Origin of the sequence: Micromonospora sp. NPDC005197, from assembly GCF_040608295.1 — a bacterium.
Classification (GTDB): domain Bacteria; phylum Actinomycetota; class Actinomycetes; order Mycobacteriales; family Micromonosporaceae; genus Micromonospora.
This window is the reverse complement of the sequence record NZ_JBEXHY010000020.1, coordinates 1-16,626: the sequence shown is the minus strand read 5'-3', so window position 1 is coordinate 16,626 and position 16,626 is coordinate 1. Positions and strand designations below refer to the sequence as shown.

Below are 16,626 nucleotides of genomic sequence, written 5' to 3'. Positions count from 1 at the left end.
GTCCCTCTGCCGTCCCGGTGCCCCTGATCCCCCACGGATCAGGCTGACCCAGTGCCCGGTTGGTGCATCCCCTTCACCCTGCGGCGGGACCGTTCGCGGTCGGTCCGCGCCTGTTCTGTCGCGTTCGGGTCGAGTCGAACCGCTGCCCGCAACCGCACCGAAGCGGCGCGCGGGTTCGCGGCGACCTCCTCCTCCCCGGGCAGTTCGGCGCCCCGGCTGAGCAGCCGGAACGTCGGACCGGACCCGGGCAGCTCAACCGGGAGGTCGATCGGGCCCTTACTGCGGACCCGGTCCGCGAGCGCCGCCTTGGTGAGCCGGTCCTCCAGCGAGTGGTAGGACAGGACCACCATGCGACCGCCCACGGTCAGAGCGTCGAGCGCGGACGGCAGCGCCGTCTCCAGCGCTGCCAGCTCTCTGTTTACCTCGATCCGTAAAGCCTGAAACGTTCTCTTTGCCGGGTGTCCGCCCGTTCGTCGCGCTGGTGCCGGAATGGAGTCCCGGACCAGCTCCGCCAGCCGCGCGGACGAGGTGATCCGGGCGCGCTCGCGCTCGCGGATGATCGCCGAGGCGATCCGGCCGGCGAACTTCTCCTCGCCGTACACCCGCAGCACCCGGGCCAGATCCGGATGGGCGTACGTGTTGACCACCTCTTCGGCGGTCACCCCCCGCGTCTGGTCCATCCGCATGTCCAGCGGCGCGTCCTGCGCGTACGCGAACCCGCGGTCGGGCGCGTCCAGTTGCAGCGACGAGACACCCAGGTCGAACAGGATCCCGTCGATGCCCGGATAGCCCAGCCGCTCCAGCACCTCGGGCAGCTCGTCGTAGACGGCGTGCTCCAGGTGCACCCGGTCGACGAACCGCGCCAGCCGGACCCGCGCGTGAGCGAGCGCCTCGGTGTCCCGGTCGAGCCCGATCAGGACCGTCTCCGGGTGTGCCTCCAACACCGCCTCCGCGTGCCCGGCCAGGCCGAGCGTCGCGTCGACGTGCACCGTCCGGCCGCCTCGACCCAGCGCGGGGGCCAGCAGCTCGAGACACCGCTCGAGCAGCACCGGCACGTGCGTGCCGCGCAACTCCCCCATGTCGACCCCCACTGGTTGAAACGTCCGTTCTTCTCGCGCGCCTGCCGTGGCGACGGCGCTGCCGTCGTACCGCCAGATCCCCATCCGCTCCCGCCGGACACCGGACGCTCGCCCGATGACTGGATCGTGCGCCTGGCACCGGGGAAGGGGTGCCAGGAACTCGAAAGCGGCTGGAGATCTCGCAGTACGTCGGGCGCCGTTCCGCCCTACAGACCGCCGGGCAGCACCCCCTCCTCGATGTCGGCGAAGTCGTCTTCGCTCTCGGCGAGGTAGGCCTCCCAGGCGACCTTGTCCCAGATCTCCACCCGTGTGCTCGCGCCGATGACCACCAGGTCACGGTCGAGCGCGGCGTACTCCCGAAGGTGTGCCGGAATCGTCACGCGGCCCTGCTTGTCCGGCACCTCGTCGTGCGCGCTGGCGAAGAAGACCCGGCTGTAGGCCCGGGCCGCCTTGTGCGTCATCGGCTGCGCGCGCAACTGCTCCGCGATCCGCTGGAACTCGGGTGTCGGAAAGACATAGAGGCAACGATCCTGCCCTTTGGTGACCACGACACCCCCCGCCAGCTCATCCCGGAACCTGGCCGGAAGGATCAACCGGCCTTTGTCGTCCAGGCGCGGAGTATGGGTGCCGAGGAACATCCGGCCCTACCCCCTCGCCCTTGAGCGGCGTTCGCGGCGCCGCTGACCCCCCGGGCCGGTGAGCCCTCCCGGCCTCACCATTGGGCCCCACCTTACTCCACTTCCCTCCACCTGCAACCAGATTCGCCCGCGTGGCGCGGCCGATTCACGCGCAAAACCGCACGTCACACGGGGTGGAGCGGAGTGGAGGGCCGGAGCCCTCCCCCGGTGTGGTCCGCTTTCCGACATAGATCGACTCCGTCCGGTGGAGCGCGAACCGCCCACCCGCGCGGATGCCACGGCCGAACGGTTCACCGTCGGCGGCGATCTGGTGAAGCGGGCGGTCCGGTAACCTCGCTCGCGTGACGGACGCGAAAATGCCCCTACGGGCCAAGGTGGCCAGCTCCGTGTCACGGACCGCCGCGGCGCTCTCCCGGGCCGCCGGCCGTGGCGACGGATCGGTGATCGGCGGATGGATCGGGCTGAAGATCGACCCGGAGCTGCTGGCGCACCTGTCGGCCGGACGCGCCATCGCGCTCGTCTCCGGCACCAACGGCAAGACGACCACCACCCGGTTGACCGCCGCCGCGGTCGGCGTGCTCGGCCGGGTCGCCACCAACTCCTTCGGCGCCAACATGCCCAGCGGGCACACCTCGGCGCTGGCCAAGGCCGGCAGCACCCCGTACGCGGTGCTGGAGGTCGACGAGCACTACCTCGCCCAGGTGCTGGAGTCGACCGAGCCGCACGTGGTCGCGCTGCTGAACCTCTCCCGCGATCAGCTGGACCGGGCCAAGGAGGTCGCCATGATGGCGCAGCTCTGGCGCGCGGCGCTGGTCCGGCACACCGACGTACGGGTGGTGGCCAACGCCGACGACCCGCTGGTGGTCTGGGCCGCCACCCCGCCGGGCGACCCCGCCCGGGGCATCAACCCGCCGCACGTGACCTGGTTCAGTGCCGGTCAGCGCTGGCACGACGACTCCTGGGTCTGCCCGGAGTGCGGCTCCACGATCCAGCGCTCGGGCGACCAGTGGTGGTGCACCGGCTGCCCGCTGCGCCGACCGGAGCCGAACTGGGTCGTCGAGGACGAGGGCGTGCTCGACCCCACCGGCGCCTGGCACAAGGTCTCCCTCCAGCTGCCCGGCAAGGTCAACCTCGGCAACGCGGCGACCGCGCTGGCCGTGGCGGCCGAATTCGGCGTACGCCCGGTCGACGCGGTGTCCCGCCTCGGCATCGTCACCTCGGTGGCCGGCCGTTACGCGCAGGTCGACAAGGACGGGCGCAACATCCGGCTGCTGCTGGCCAAGAACCCGGCCAGCTGGCTGGAGGCCTTCGACATGGCCGACGACGCGCCGACCCTGCTCTCCATCAACGCGCGCGACCCCGACGGTCTGGACACCTCCTGGCTCTACGACGTCGACTTCGCCCCGCTGCGCGGCCGGCAGGTGTTGATCACCGGCGACCGGGCCTACGACCTGGCGGTCCGACTGGACGTCAACGACGTACCGTTCCAGCACGTGCGCACCTTCGACGACGCGATCCGGTCGGTCCCGCCCGGGCGACTGGAGGTCATCGCGAACTACACCGCGTTCCAGGACATCCGAGCGGAGTTGGACCGTGTCATCTGAGAGCCTGCGCATCGTCTGGATCTACCCCGACCTGCTGTCCACCTACGGCGACCGGGGCAACGCCCTGATCCTCGCCCGACGGGCCCGCCAACGCGGCATGCCGGTCGAGGTGCTGGAGGTCCGCTCCGACCAGCGGCTGCCCGCGACCGCCGACATCTACCTGGTCGGCGGTGGCGAGGACGGCCCGCAGGCGTTGGGCGCCCAGCGGCTGATCGCCGACGGCGGTCTGCACCGGGCGGTCGCCCAGGGGTCTGTGGTGTTCGGCGTGTGTGCCGGTTACCAGCTGCTCGGCACCTCCTTCTTCGCCAAGGGTGTGCAGTGTCGCGGGCTGGAGCTGCTGGACCTGCAGTCCGACCGGGGCGAGAGCCGGGCCGTCGGCGAGCTGGCCGGTGAGATCGACCCCCGACTGGGCCTGCCCCCGCTGACCGGTTTCGAGAACCACGGCGGTCGCACCCATCTCGGTCCGGAGGTCGCCCCGCTGGCCCGGGTCACCACCGGGGTCGGCAACGACGGCGCCACCGAGGGCGCGTGGCGTGGCAAGCTGCTGGGCACCTACTCGCACGGCCCGGCCCTGGCCCGCAACCCGGCCCTGGCCGACCTGCTGCTGCGCTGGGCCACCGGGGCACACCAGCTGCCGCCGCTGGACGACACCTGGTCCGACCGGCTGCGCAACGAGCGCCGCGCCGCAGTGGCCCCCGCCCGGGCATGATCCGAGCCGTCCGGCGGCTGCTCCGGCAGCCGTCGGCCGCCCGGTTCGCCCTGCTCGTGCTGCTGATCGGCGGCTGCGGGCTGCTGCTGCTCCTGGTGCCCCGGCCGGATCCGGCGCACCTGCCGGAACTGGCCGACCGGTTGGGCGGCCTCGCGCCGGTGGCGGCGATCCTCGGCGGGGCGCTGCTGCTGGTCGCCCTGGTTCCCCGTACCTTCATCACGCTCGCCGCGGGCGCGATCTTCGGCCCCCTGGAGGGCGCGGCGTACGCCCTGGGCGCCGCGCTGGTGGCGGCGGCGATCGGGTTCACGGTCGGCCGGCTGCTCGGCCGGGAGTTCGTCGCCGATCGGGTCCGGGGCCGACTGGCCCGCCTCGACGGGTGGTTCGCCCGGCAGAGCGTGGTCGGCGTGGTCACCGTCCGGCTGCTGCCGATCGCCGGCTTCGGCCTGGTCAGCTACGGCTACGGCACGACCGGCGCCCGGATGCTGCCGTTCCTGGCCGGCAGCGTGATCGCCGCCGCGCCGACCGCGTTCGGCTACGCCGCGATCGGCGCGGCCGTCAGCTCACCCGGCCAGATCAACTGGTACGCCGCCGCCCCGGCCAGCCTCGGCCTGATCGCCAGCGTCGTGCTCGTCCACCAGTGGTGGCGCGGCGAACGACGCCGCCGGTCGATGTCGGTCTGACCGTGCCCAACCCGACGGATCCGACGGGCGAGCAGCGACTGGCTGAGGGCTTGGTCAGCGACGTGGTCCGGATCGGCGACACGGTGCGTCGGACGCCACCTGCCAACCTGGACTTCGTCGGCGGCTCCTGGACCACCTGGCCGTGGTCGGCGCGGACCTCCCGCCTCGGTACCTGGGGGTCGACGCCCTCGGCCGGCAGGTGCTCAGCCACATCGGAACGCAACCGACCCGGCGAGAGACGCAGGGCCGGTTGCGAACCGGGATCCTACTTCGGCACCGGCGACGTGTAGCCGACGACGGCTGACTCCCAGTTGGAGTGCAACACGTGGGAGACCGTGTTCGACTGGTTGCCGCCGACCACGTAGTGATTGCCGTCCGTGCTGGTGTCGTAGTACGAAGTCACGATGGCCACGTGGTCGATGACTCCGTCGCCACCCCAGTCGTAGGACGCGGCGTCACCCTTGCGCGGGACGTAGCCGCTGCCCCGGCCGTGCCAGGTGCCGTTGTTGATGCCGTAGGTCCGGAAGCTCGACGCGGCGGCGTTGAGCCCGGTGTACTTCGCACCACCCCAGTAGAACGCGAACTTCGCGAAGTCGGCGCACCACGCCCGGGCCCGCCACCTCACGTCGTCCCAGGTCTTTGACCCGTTCCGGTACATGTACCCGGGGCTCACCGGACCGCAGGTGCCGGTCCCCGAGCTGTCGTAGCGATCGTTGTTCGGGTCGGCCCAGAAGCCGGTGTAGAAGTTGCAGTCCTGGCCGCTGCGCTCCTTCAGGCGGTACTGCACATCGGTGTTCTCCGAAGTGAACTGTTCCCAGGCGATGTTGCCGACGTCGATGCCCAGTTGGGTGTCGGCGGCGTGCGCAATTCCTGGCACGACGAAGATGCTGGAGGTGGCGGCGACCACGGCCACCACGGCCATGCGGAGTGCTTTCACGGTTGTCTCCTGTCCGGCGATCAGAGCCAGCCGCCGCAGCGGCGGTTGGTGTTGCCGTCACTGGTGCAGACCTTGAGGTAGACGCCCGAGCTGAAGGGGCCGTACCACTCGTCCTCGGCCCAGTCGCCGACGCCTCCGGTCGCCTCGTCGAGCTTCACGCCGGCAGTCGACGTGCTCGGTGTCCTGATCCACACCTCGGCGCGGCGACCGTCCTTGGCCGTGTCTTCGAGAAAGTAGCTGAGGCCGGTGGTAAAGGCCTCGGGGCAGATCTGGTACGTCAGATCGGCTCCGGAGATGCTGGCCGTGCCGCTGCGGCATGCGGCCGCGGACGCGGCCGTTGGTGACAGGACCACTGCGGCGGTCCCGACAAGGCCGGTGGCTACGACGGTTCGCAGGCCACGCTGCCAGGCTTGCTTCATGTGCCCTCCTCATCGTGCCCGGACGCCGCTTCGTCGACGCCCGGTCGAGGCGCTTTGCCGCCCCCCGTTGCGCACACTCTCCCGGCGCGTGGTGGAAGCGGAGTGGAAGTCGGGTGCAGCGCTCAATCCGCCAGGATCGATACAATGCGTCCGGGTGGCCGCGACGAGCACGGGGGGTCTCGGATGGAGCAACTGCGGCTCACCGTGCTCGGTCCGCTGGAGGCCGAACGGGCTGGCGCCGTGATCCGGCTCGGCCCGCGGCAGGTGGAGCTGCTCTCGGTGCTCGTCATCGAACTCGGCCGCCCGGTGTTGGCCCGCCGCCTGGTGGATCTCCTCTGGGGTACCACCGCCGGCGACGGCGCGGCGCCGACGCTCCGCAGCCATGTCTCGCACCTGCGGCGTGCCCTGGGGCCCGGCCGGTCCGCGCCCGCGGAGGCCTCGATCGTCGCCACCGTCGGCACCGGCCCCGGCCTGGCGTACCGGCTGGATCTGCCCCCCGACTGTGTGGACGCCTGCCTTTTCGAACAGCAGGCCACGCAGGGGCGGCGGCTGCTCGACGCCAGCGACCCGGCGGTGATCCCACGCGCCGCCGAGCTCTTCGGCGCCGCACTGGCCCACTGGCGGGGGCCGGCCTTCGCTGACGTCGCCGACCGGCCGTTCGCCCTGCCCGAGGTGGCCCGCCTCGACGCGTTGCGCCGCACCGCCCGACGCGGTCACGCCGAGGCGCTGATCGCGCTCGGGCGACCCGCCGCAGCCGTCGGCGTGCTCACCGGCGCGGTTCTGGACGACCCGTACGACGAGGGCGTCCGCCACCTGCTCACGCTCGCCCTCTACGCCGAGCAGCGGGTGGACGAGGCCGCCGAGGTCTGCCGACGGGGCATCGCCCTGCTGCGGGAACGAGGCATGGACGCACCGCAACTCCACCGTCTGTACGCCGCTATCCTGCGGCGCGACGAGCTGCCGATCCCGGCACCCGCGGCGGTGGTCGGCGGACTCGCGCCGGTGGCGCCGGCGAGCCTGCTGCCACCGGACCCGCCGCACTTCGTCGGCCGGGCCGCCGAGCTCGATGCGGCTCGGCGGCACTGCCTGGCGCTGAAACGGCAGCAGATCCTGCTCGTGACCGGTGCGGCCGGCGTGGGCAAGACCAGCTTCGCCGTCCGCTTGGCGCACCTGCTCGCCGAGGATTTCCCGGACGGATGCCTATACGTCAACCTGCGCGGCTTCGATCCGGGCGGTACGGCGATCGCCGGGGACGAGGCGGTGCGACTCTTCCTGGACGCCTTGCGGGTGCCACCGGAGCAGACGCCGGCGCGCGAGGAGAGTCGGGCCGGCCACTACCGGAGGCTGCTGTCGGAGCGCCGCATGCTGATCGTGCTCGACAACGCCCGCGACGCCGGTCAGGTGCGCCCACTCCTGCCCGGTGCCGCCGGGTGCGCGGTGGTGGTGACCAGTCGACAGCAACTACCCGGCCTGGTGACCGTCGAGGGCGCCCAACCGGTCACCCTCGACCTGCTCACTGCCGCCGAAGCCCGCGATCTGCTGACGAGCCGACTGGGTGGCGACCGGGTGGCGACGGAGCCGGGGCCCGTGGCAGGGATCATCGAACGGTGTGACCGGCTGCCGCTGGCCCTGGCGATCGTGGCGGCCCGCGCGGCGACTCATCCCCGGTTCCCGCTCGCCGTGCTGGCCCGGGAACTGACCGAGTCCCGCGGCAGCCTCGACGGCTTCGCGGCCGGCGATCCGGCCACCGACCTCCGGTCGGTCTTCTCCTGGTCGTACCGGGCTCTCGGCGGTGCGGCAGCGCGGTTGTTCCGCCTACTCGGGCTGCACCCCGGGCAGGACATCTCGGTGCGGGCCGCCGCAAGCCTCGCCGCACTGCCCGAGCGGCAGGTCCGCCCCGTCCTCGCCGAACTGGCCCGTGCGCAACTCGTCATGGAGCGGGCACCGGGCAGGTACACCTGCCACGATCTGCTCCGGGCGTACGCGGCGGAGCTGGTCGCGTCGGAGCCCCCGGAGGTAGGCCACGCGGCGCGGCGCCGGATCGTCGACCACTATCTGCTCAGCGCCCGCACGGCCGACGCGCGACTGTCCCCGCTACGGCAGCCGATCACGCCGCCGTCGTTGACGACGGGCGTGACTCCGGAGGAGCCTGCGGACGGCGCCTCGGCCTTGGCCTGGCTCGCCGAGGAGCACGGCGTGCTCATCCGGGTGGTCGAGCTGGCTGCTCGGCACGGCTTCGACCGGCACGTGTGGCAGTTGGCGTGGGCGGTGACCACCTTCCTGTCCCGTCGTGGCTGCTGGGAGGACCTGATCGCCGTACAGCACCGCGCGCTGGCCGCGGCTGAACGCTGCGGCGACAGGGCCGCAGCGGCGCAGGCACATCGCGACGTCGTCGCGGCCTTCTCCGAGACCGGCCGCCTCCGGTTGGCCCGTCAGCACCTGGAGTCGGCTCTGGCGCTGCTGCGGGAACTCGGCGACCGGACCGGGCAGGCGCAGACGTTGCTGACCCTCAGCTGGATCAACGAGAAGGAGGGTGACCAGATGACCGCGCTGCACCACGACGAGCGGGCGCTGGCCCTCTTCCGGGCCGACGGGCACCAGGCGGGGGAAGCCCGGGCGCTCAATGCGATCGGCTGGGATCATGCCGTGCTCGGCGCGTACCGGGAGGCGGTCGGCTACTGCCAGCGGGCGCTGGTCCTGCAGCGCCGGCTCGGTGACGGGGTCGGGGAGGCGAACAGTTGGGACACGTTGGGCTACGCCCATCACCATCTCAGCCGCTACCGCCGGGCAGCCCGCTGCTTTCGACGGTCACTGGCGCTCAGTCGAGAATTGGGACACCGCTACAACGAGGCGGAGACGCTGCACCACCTGGGCGACAACCACGAGGCCCTCGGCGACCTGGCTGCCGCACACGACTGCTGGCTGCGTGCCTTCGAGATCCATAGCGACATGCGGCACCCAGCTGCCGCGCAGTTGCGCGACAAGCTCTCGGCGGGCCACGGCCATCCCCGTCGCCGGCCGGAGGTGGCGGCCGTCGTCCGCTGAGTGCATCCCGTACCGGCACGGTGGACAAGCGGCCGGCCGGTACGGGACGTAATGACGACCGACCACCATCACATGACGACGGAGACCATCCGGCCCTTCACCACGATGACCTTGCGGGGTTCCTTGCCGGTCAGGGAGGCGGTCACCGCTTCCAGGGCGGCGGCGCGGACGGTCTCCTCGGAGGCGTCGGCGGGGACCTCGATGCGGCCACGGACCTTGCCGTTGACCTGCACCGGATAGGTCACCGTCTCGGCCACCAGCAGCGCCGGGTCGGCGGTCGGGAAGTCCGCGTACGTCAGCGAGGTGTCGTGGCCCAGCTTGCGCCACAGCTCCTCGGCCACGTGCGGGGCGAACGGCGCCACCATCAGCACCAGCGGCTCGGCCACCTCCCGCGGCGTGGCCGACAGTCGGGTCAGCCCGTTGGTCAGCTCGATCAGCTTGGCGATCGCGGTGTTGAACCGGATGCCGTCCATGTCGCCGCGGACCCCGTCGATCACCTTGTGCAGCAGCCGACGGGTCGCTTCGTCGGCCGGAGCCTCGGTGATCCGCAGCGCGCCGGTCTGCTCGTCGACGATGGCCCGCCAGACCCGCTGCAGGAACCGGTACGAGCCGACCACCGCCCGGGTCTCCCAGGGTCGGGACACCTCCAGCGGGCCCATCGACATCTCGTACACCCGGAAGGTGTCCGCGCCGTAGGCGGCGCACATGTCGTCGGGCGTCACCACGTTCTTCAGCGACTTGCCCATCTTGCCGTACTCGCGGTTGACCGTCAGGTCGCCCAGGTAGTAGGCGCCGTCGCGCTCGACGACCTCCTCGGCCTGCACGTAGCTGCCGCGCGAGTCGGTGTACGCGTACGCCTGGATCATGCCCTGGTTGAACAGCTTGCGGAACGGCTCGAACGACGAGACGTGCCCCAGGTCGAACAGCACCTTGTGCCAGAACCGCGCGTACAGCAGGTGCAGCACGGCGTGCTCGGCGCCGCCGACGTACAGGTCGGTGCCCCCGCAGTCGCCCTCGGCGCGCGGGCCCATCCAGTACCGCTCGTTCTCCGCGTCGACGAACCGCTCGCTGTTGGTCGGGTCCAGGTAGCGCAGCTCGTACCAGCAGGAGCCGGCCCACTGCGGCATCACGTTGGTCTCCCGGGTGTAGCGCTTCGGCCCGTCACCCAGGTCCAGCTCGACCTCGACCCAGTCCCGCCGCCGCGACAGCGGGGTCTCCGGGTTGGAGTCGGCGTCGTTCGGGTCGAACGTCTTCGGGGAGAAGTCGTCCACCTCGGGCAGCTCGACGGGCAGCATCTCCTCCGGCAGGGCGATGGCCGCGCCGGTGGAGTCATAGACGATCGGGAACGGCTCACCCCAGTAGCGCTGGCGGGAGAACAGCCAGTCGCGCAGCCGGTAGGTCACCGCGCCGGTGCCGTGCCCGTTCGCCTCCAGCCAGGAGATGATCGCCGCCTTGGCGTCGGCGACCCCCAGGCCGTTCAGGTCCAGGCCGCGCTCGGGCGCGGCGCTGTTGATGGCCGGGCCGTCCCCGGTGTACGCCTTGCCGTCGAAGCCCTCCGCCGGCTGCACGGTACGCACGATGGGCAGCTCGAAGACCTCGGCGAACGCCCAGTCCCGCTCGTCCTGCGCGGGCACCGCCATGATCGCGCCGGTGCCGTAGCCGGCCAGCACGTAGTCGGCGATGAAGATCGGGATCTGCCCGCCGGTGACCGGGTTGGTGGCGTACGCGCCGATGAAGACGCCGGTCTTCTCCTTGCTGTCGGACTGCCGCTCGACGTCGGTCTTGGCCGCCGCCGCCTTGCGGTACGCCTCGACGGCCTCGGAGGGGCTGGCGTGCCCGCCGGTCCAGGCGTCCCTCGTGCCGTCGGGCCAACTGGCCGGTGCCAGCGTGTCGACCAGCTCGTGCTCGGGCGCCAGCACCATGTAGGTGGCCCCGAAGACGGTGTCCGGGCGGGTCGTGAACACCCGGATCGGCTCCCGGGTGGTCGGGAAGTCGATGTGCGCGCCGGTGGAGCGTCCGATCCAGTTGCGCTGCATGTGCTTGATCGCCTCGGGCCAGTCCAGGCTGTCCAGGTCGTCCAGCAGCCGGTCGCCGTACGCGGTGATCCGCATCATCCACTGCTTCAGGTTGCGCTTGAAGACCGGGAAGTTGCCGCGCTCGGAGCGCCCGTCGGCGGTGACCTCCTCGTTGGCCAGCACGGTGCCCAGACCGGGGCACCAGTTGACCGGGGCCTGCGAGACGTACGCCAGCCGGTGGTCGTCGACGACCTGGCGGCGCTCGGCGACGCTCAGCTCGGCCCAGGGCCGGCCGTCCGGGGTGGAGCGGTTGCCGCCCTCGAACTCGGCGATCAGCTCGGCGATCGGCCGGGCCCTGCCGGCGTCGCGGTCGTACCAGGAGTTGAAGATCTGCAGGAAGATCCACTGCGTCCAGCGGTAGAAGTCGGTGTCGATGGTCGCCACCGACCGGCGCTCGTCGTGCGCCAGCCCCAGGCGGCGCAGCTGCGACTTGTACCGCTCGATGTTCGCGACAGTGGTGGTCCGGGGGTGGGTGCCGGTCTGCACGGCGTACTGCTCGGCGGGCAGGCCGAACGCGTCGAACCCCATCGCGTGCAGCACGTTGCGCCCGGCCATCCGCTGGTAGCGGGCGAAGCAGTCGGTGCCGATGTAGCCCAGCGGGTGGCCGACGTGCAGGCCGGCGCCGGACGGGTACGGGAACATGTCCAGCACGTACAGCTTCTCCGCCCCGGCCCGGGGGTGGCCCGGATCGGCCAGCGGACCGGTCGGGTTCGGTGCGTGGAAGGTGCCCTCGCGCGCCCAGGTTTCCTGCCAACGGGTCTCGATCTCGTCGGCCAGGGCCGCGGTGTACCGGAACGGGGGGATGTCGCCCGCCGGTGCGGCTGCCTCACTCATCGTTTCTCCTCGCTTCGCTTCGCTTCGTCTCGGCACCGCCGGGCCGGACCGGCGGCGGGCACAAAAAAGCCCCTCGCGCAGGAGGGGCCGCCGTGCTGTCGCGCGTTCAGCGCATCAGCACGGCCCGGTAAGAAGCAGGAAGACTCCGGCCATGTTCGGCAGTGTACCCCGTCGCCGACGGGACCGGAGGAACCGCCGGGCGCGGTCCGGTCGATCCCCCAACTCGGCGAATATCCGTGCGTAAGCGGCGGACTACCTGCGGGGGTCGGCGATAACGACAAACATGGTTAGCCTGAGAGGCCAGTGAGAATCCTGCGGCAAACGAGGCTCGACGTCGCGAACCCAACGGCGGGTCCAGGTGCTCTCTACAGAGCTGCCGTGACGGCGACGAGGAGGAGGCCCGTGACACAACAGACCTGGGACGAGGTGGGCGGCCTGTTGCCGCACGACGAGTTCCGCGCCGCCAGCGAGGCCATCGTGGCCAACATCGAGCAGGTCATCGAGGGTAAGACCGCCACCGTGCGGCTGGCCCTGGCCGTTCTGCTCGCCGAGGGTCACCTCCTCATCGAAGACGTTCCCGGCGTCGGCAAGACCAAGCTGGCCAAGGCCCTGGCGCGGTCCATCGACTGCACGGTGCGCCGGATCCAGTTCACCCCCGACCTGCTGCCCAGCGATGTCACCGGCGTGAGCGTCTACAACCAGGAGACCCACGACTTCGAGTTCCGTCCGGGGGCCGTCTTCGCCAACCTGGTCGTCGGCGACGAGATCAACCGGGCGTCGCCGAAGACCCAGTCGGCGTTGCTGGAGTGCATGGAGGAACGGCAGGTCACCGTCGACGGCGTGACCTACCAGCTACAGACCCCGTTCATGGTCATCGCCACCCAGAACCCGATCGAGATGGAGGGGACGTACCCGCTGCCCGAGGCGCAGCGCGACCGGTTCACCGCCCGGATCGCGATGGGTTACCCCGACGCCGGCGCCGAACTGGCCATGCTGGACGGGCACGGCGGCACCGACCCGCTGAACGAGCTGCGGCCGGTCTCCGACGCGGACATCGTCCGGCAGCTCATCGCCACCGTCCGACAGGTGCACGTCGCGGACGCCGTCAAGCAGTACGCCATCGACCTGGTCACCGCCACCCGCGAGGCCCCCGACCTGCGCCTCGGCGCGTCCCCCCGGGCGACCCTGCAACTGCTGCGCACAGCCCGGGCGGTCGCCGCGCTGGAGGGCCGCGACTACGTCCTCCCCGACGACCTGCAGGCCCTGGCGGTGCCGGTGCTCGCGCACCGGATCATCCCGACGGCTGACGCGCAGCTCGCCCGACGCACCACCGACGCGATCGTCTCCGAGCTGGTGCACCGACTGCCGTTGCCGCACGACCGGCAACGCAGCCCCTACGACACCCGGCCCGCCACCGGCAACGGTCGCGCGCCCTACGAGCCGCGGAGGCCGTGACGTGCGTGCCGGGCTGCGCGGGTTGACCACCCGCGGGCGCTCGTTCCTCGCGGCCGCGATCGCGGCGGCGATCTCGGCCGTCATCCTGGGCGAGAAGGACCTGCTCCGGGTGGCCGTACTGCTGGCCATCCTGCCGCTACTGGCCGCCGCCTACGTGGGTCGCAGCCGCTACAAGCTGGCCTGCAACCGCTCGCTGGACCCGCACCGGGTCCCGGTCGGGGCCAACTCGCGGGTGGTGCTGCGCCTGCAGAACCTCTCCCGGCTGCCCACCGGCACCCTGTTACTGGAGGACCGGCTGCCCTACGCGCTGGGCAGTCGGCCACGGGTCGTGCTGGAGCGGCTCGGCGCGCACCAGGCCAGCTCCGTGGCGTACACGGTCCGTGCCGACGTGCGGGGCCGTTACGACGTGGGCCCGCTGGTGGTTCGGATGACCGACCCGTTCGGTCTCTGCGAGCTCACCCGGGCGTTTCCCAGCACCGACCACCTGACGGTCATCCCGCAGGTCACGCCCCTGCCGTCGGTCCGGCTCCCCGGGGAGTACGCGGGCAGCGGCGACAGCCGGGCGCGTTCGGTGGCGGTGCACGGCGAGGACGACGCGGCGACCCGGGAGTACCGCCGGGGCGACGACCTGCGCCGGGTGCACTGGAAGTCCACCGCCCGCACCGGCGAGCTGATGGTGCGCCGGGAGGAGCAGCCCTGGGAGAGTCGGGCCACGGTCGTCCTGGACACCCGCGCGTACGGCCACCGGGGCGACGGCCCGACGGCGAGTTTCGAGTGGGCGGTCTCCGCCGCCGCCAGCATCGCCGTGCACCTGCGGCAGGCCGGCTACAAGCTGCGCCTGGTCACCGGCTCGGGGGTCGACGTGGACGCCTCGGAGGGCGGCGGCGACGGTGTGCTGCTCGACCACCTGGCCGAGGTACGTCTGGACCAGCGGGCCGACGTGACCGGGCTGGTGCAGCGGGTTCGGCAGCGCGCCGACGGTGGTCTGATCATCGGGCTGTTCGGCATGGTGAGCGTCGCCGAGGCCGAGTTGCTGGCCGGGCTGCGGGGCAACGGCGCGACGTGCGCCGGTTTCCTGTTGGACAGCTCCACCTGGCTGAGCCTCCCGGAGAAGGCCCGCGCCGAGGCGGAGCACACGCACGGCGCGGCGGTGCTGGCCATGGTGCGCAGTGGCTGGCGGGTGGTCGGCGTCGACCACGGCAGCCGACTGCCGGCGCTGTGGCCGCAGGCCGGCCGAGGATCTCAGGGCTTCGCCCTGCGCGCCGCGCTGGCCGAGACGGTCGCCGGCGGCGTGCGATGAACGGAAGGTTCCCCTCATGATCGCCAGCCGGAACACCGGCGCGGTGGCGGCCGCCGCGACACTGCTCGCCGCCGCGCCGCTGTCGGCCATCTTCCAGACCTGGACGTGGCTGATCCAGTGCGCGATCGCGGTAGCCGTGGTGGCCGGGGTCGCCGCGCTGACGCGGCTCGTCCGCGCACCGCTGTGGGGTCAGGTGCTCGGCATGCTGGCCGCCCTGTTGCTCGCGCTGACCTGGCTGTTCCCCAGCGGCAGCGAGCTGCTGACCTTCCTGCCCACGCCGGCCACGATCGAGCACTTCGCCGACCTGCTCGCCGGCTCGGCGCAGGACATGCGCTCGTACGGCGTCGAGGTTCCGGACACGGACCCGCTGCTGTTCATCACCGTGCTCGGCGTCGGTGGGGTGGCCGTGCTCGTGGACGTGCTGGCGGTGGGGCTGCGCCGGCCCGCGCTGGCCGGGCTGCCGATGCTCGCGATCTACTCGGTGCCGGTCGCCGTCTACGTGGACAGCGTCCCCCCGGCGCCGTTCGTGGTGGGCGCGGCCGGTTACCTGTGGCTGCTGGTCACCGACAACGTCGACCGGGTCCGTCGGTTCGGCCGGCGGTTCACCGGAGACGGTCGTGACGTCGACGTGTGGGAGGCGTCGCCGCTGGCCTCCGCCGGCCGTCGGCTCGCCGTGGTCGGCGTGGTGGTGGCCGTGGCGCTGCCACTGGCGGTGCCCGGCATGACCAGTGGGCTGCTCGACACGCTCTCCGGTGGCACGGGCAACGGCAGCGGCACCGGCCGGGGCGCGGGCGGTTCGTCCGGCCGGATCGACCTGTTCGCGTCGCTCGCCGGCCAGCTCAACCAGTCCGAGGTGGCCGACCTGGTGAAGGTGACCACCTCCGAGCCGAACCCGTTCTACCTGCGCTACGCGGTGGCCGACGAGCTGCGCCCGAGTGGTTTCCAGGCCCGCAACCCGAGTGGCCGGCCGGCCAACCGGGATCTGCCGGACCCGACCGAGCGGGCCGGCCAGGGGGTGCAGCAGGTCCGCTACCAGGCGACCGTCGAGGTCACCAAGAGCCTCAGCATGTCCCTCATGCCGGTGTACGCCGAGCCGGTGCGCACCGAGGACCTCAACAGCAACTGGCTGTACGACCCCAGCCAGCAGGTCGTCTTCTCCAACCGGGAGAACTCCCGGGGTCGCAAGTACTCCTTCGACTACGTCCGCTCGACGTACACGCCGGCGGCGCTGCGGGCCGCTCGGCCGCTGCCCGCCGACCATCCGGTCCGCCGCCAGCTCACCGCCACCCCCGGGCCGGTGCCCGAGGTGGAGGAGCTGGTCAAGGGGTTGACCCAGGGCAAGCGCACCGACTACGACCGCGTGCTCGCGATCTACCAGCACTTCTCGGCGGACAACGGGTTCAGCTACCGGCTCAGCACCGAGAGCGGCAGCAGCGGCCAGGACATCGTCAACTTCCTCACCAACAAGGTCGGCTACTGCCAGCAGTACGCCGCCGCCATGGCCTGGCTGGTCCGTTCGGCCGGCATCCCGGCCCGGGTCGCGTTCGGGTTCACCAATGGCAGCAAGCGCGACGGCGACACGTACACGCTGACCAACCTCAACCTGCACGCCTGGACCGAGGTCTTCTTCGACGGGATCGGCTGGGTGCCGTTCGACGCCACCCCGGCGTACGGCGTGCCCGGCTCCACCCGGTCGGCCTGGGCTCCGGACACTGACGCGCCCGAGCCGTCCAGCCCGGAGACGGGCGCCACGGACAGCCCGACCGGCCCGGACTCGTCGGCCGGGCCGGCCCCCCCGCCAACACCCCCCCCGCCCCCGCCTACGCGCTTAGCCACAGCCGAGTTCTTTAC

At 71.8% G+C, this 16,626-nt stretch carries 12 protein-coding genes; 7 read left to right on the top strand and 5 right to left on the bottom strand.

What is annotated here, in order from left to right:
• Nucleotides 1–38: 38 nt before the first annotated feature.
• Both rsmH and mraZ read right to left on the bottom strand, forming a co-directional pair.
• On the bottom strand, nt 39–1,079 hold the full coding sequence (gene rsmH, locus ABZU46_RS10235) for a 16S rRNA (cytosine(1402)-N(4))-methyltransferase RsmH (RefSeq protein ID WP_354856179.1): 1,041 nt from the start codon (nt 1,077–1,079) through the stop codon (nt 39–41).
• 206 nt (nt 1,080–1,285) lie between these two features.
• The gene (gene mraZ / locus ABZU46_RS10230) at nt 1,286–1,717 is read right to left on the bottom strand and encodes a division/cell wall cluster transcriptional repressor MraZ (protein WP_354856128.1); all 432 of its coding nucleotides are present in this window, start codon (nt 1,715–1,717) and stop codon (nt 1,286–1,288) included.
• Nucleotides 1,718–2,073: 356 nt separating this feature from the next.
• Between mraZ and ABZU46_RS10225 the strand changes: the two genes are divergently transcribed.
• From ABZU46_RS10225 to ABZU46_RS10215, 3 genes are read left to right on the top strand one after another with little or no spacing between them, the layout of a single operon-like run.
• On the top strand, nt 2,074–3,321 hold the full coding sequence (locus tag ABZU46_RS10225; protein ID WP_354856178.1) for a MurT ligase domain-containing protein: 1,248 nt from the start codon (nt 2,074–2,076) through the stop codon (nt 3,319–3,321).
• Nucleotides 3,311–4,030, top strand: coding sequence for a glutamine amidotransferase (locus ABZU46_RS10220; protein WP_354856127.1), 720 nt, complete (start codon nt 3,311–3,313; stop codon nt 4,028–4,030). The genes ABZU46_RS10225 and ABZU46_RS10220 overlap by 11 nt, the downstream gene beginning before the upstream one ends.
• Entirely contained in the window at nt 4,027–4,710 is a 684-nt protein-coding gene (locus ABZU46_RS10215) for a VTT domain-containing protein (protein WP_354856126.1), read from the top strand. Before ABZU46_RS10220 ends, ABZU46_RS10215 begins: the two co-directional genes overlap by 4 nt.
• A gap of 265 nt (nt 4,711–4,975) precedes the next feature.
• On the opposite strand, the gene ABZU46_RS10210 is transcribed toward ABZU46_RS10215, so the two are convergent.
• The gene (locus tag ABZU46_RS10210; RefSeq protein WP_354856125.1) at nt 4,976–5,647 is read right to left on the bottom strand and encodes a CHAP domain-containing protein; all 672 of its coding nucleotides are present in this window, start codon (nt 5,645–5,647) and stop codon (nt 4,976–4,978) included.
• A 20-nt stretch (nt 5,648–5,667) separates the two neighbouring features.
• Nucleotides 5,668–6,066: a hypothetical protein gene (locus ABZU46_RS10205; RefSeq protein ID WP_354856124.1), complete on the bottom strand. Its 399-nt coding sequence runs from the start codon at nt 6,064–6,066 to the stop codon at nt 5,668–5,670.
• Nucleotides 6,067–6,249: 183 nt separating this feature from the next.
• Between ABZU46_RS10205 and ABZU46_RS10200 the strand changes: the two genes are divergently transcribed.
• Complete coding sequence (locus ABZU46_RS10200) at nt 6,250–9,111, top strand: BTAD domain-containing putative transcriptional regulator (RefSeq protein ID WP_354856123.1); 2,862 nt, start codon at nt 6,250–6,252, stop codon at nt 9,109–9,111.
• A gap of 68 nt (nt 9,112–9,179) precedes the next feature.
• Here ABZU46_RS10200 and leuS read toward each other — a convergent pair whose 3' ends face one another.
• Nucleotides 9,180–12,020, bottom strand: coding sequence for a leucine--tRNA ligase (gene leuS, locus ABZU46_RS10195; protein ID WP_354856122.1), 2,841 nt, complete (start codon nt 12,018–12,020; stop codon nt 9,180–9,182).
• Between the two features lie 402 nt (nt 12,021–12,422).
• Between leuS and ABZU46_RS10190 the strand changes: the two genes are divergently transcribed.
• The 3 genes from ABZU46_RS10190 to ABZU46_RS10180 form a co-directional block, all read left to right on the top strand.
• Entirely contained in the window at nt 12,423–13,475 is a 1,053-nt protein-coding gene (locus ABZU46_RS10190; protein WP_234590654.1) for a MoxR family ATPase, read from the top strand.
• Between the two features lies 1 nt (nt 13,476).
• Nucleotides 13,477–14,775 (top strand): DUF58 domain-containing protein, encoded by a 1,299-nt coding sequence (locus ABZU46_RS10185; protein ID WP_354856121.1) that lies wholly within the window; start codon nt 13,477–13,479, stop codon nt 14,773–14,775.
• A 16-nt stretch (nt 14,776–14,791) separates the two neighbouring features.
• Nucleotides 14,792–16,626: DUF3488 and transglutaminase-like domain-containing protein (locus ABZU46_RS10180; protein ID WP_354856120.1), on the top strand; the 1,835-nt coding region annotated here is incomplete at its 3' end.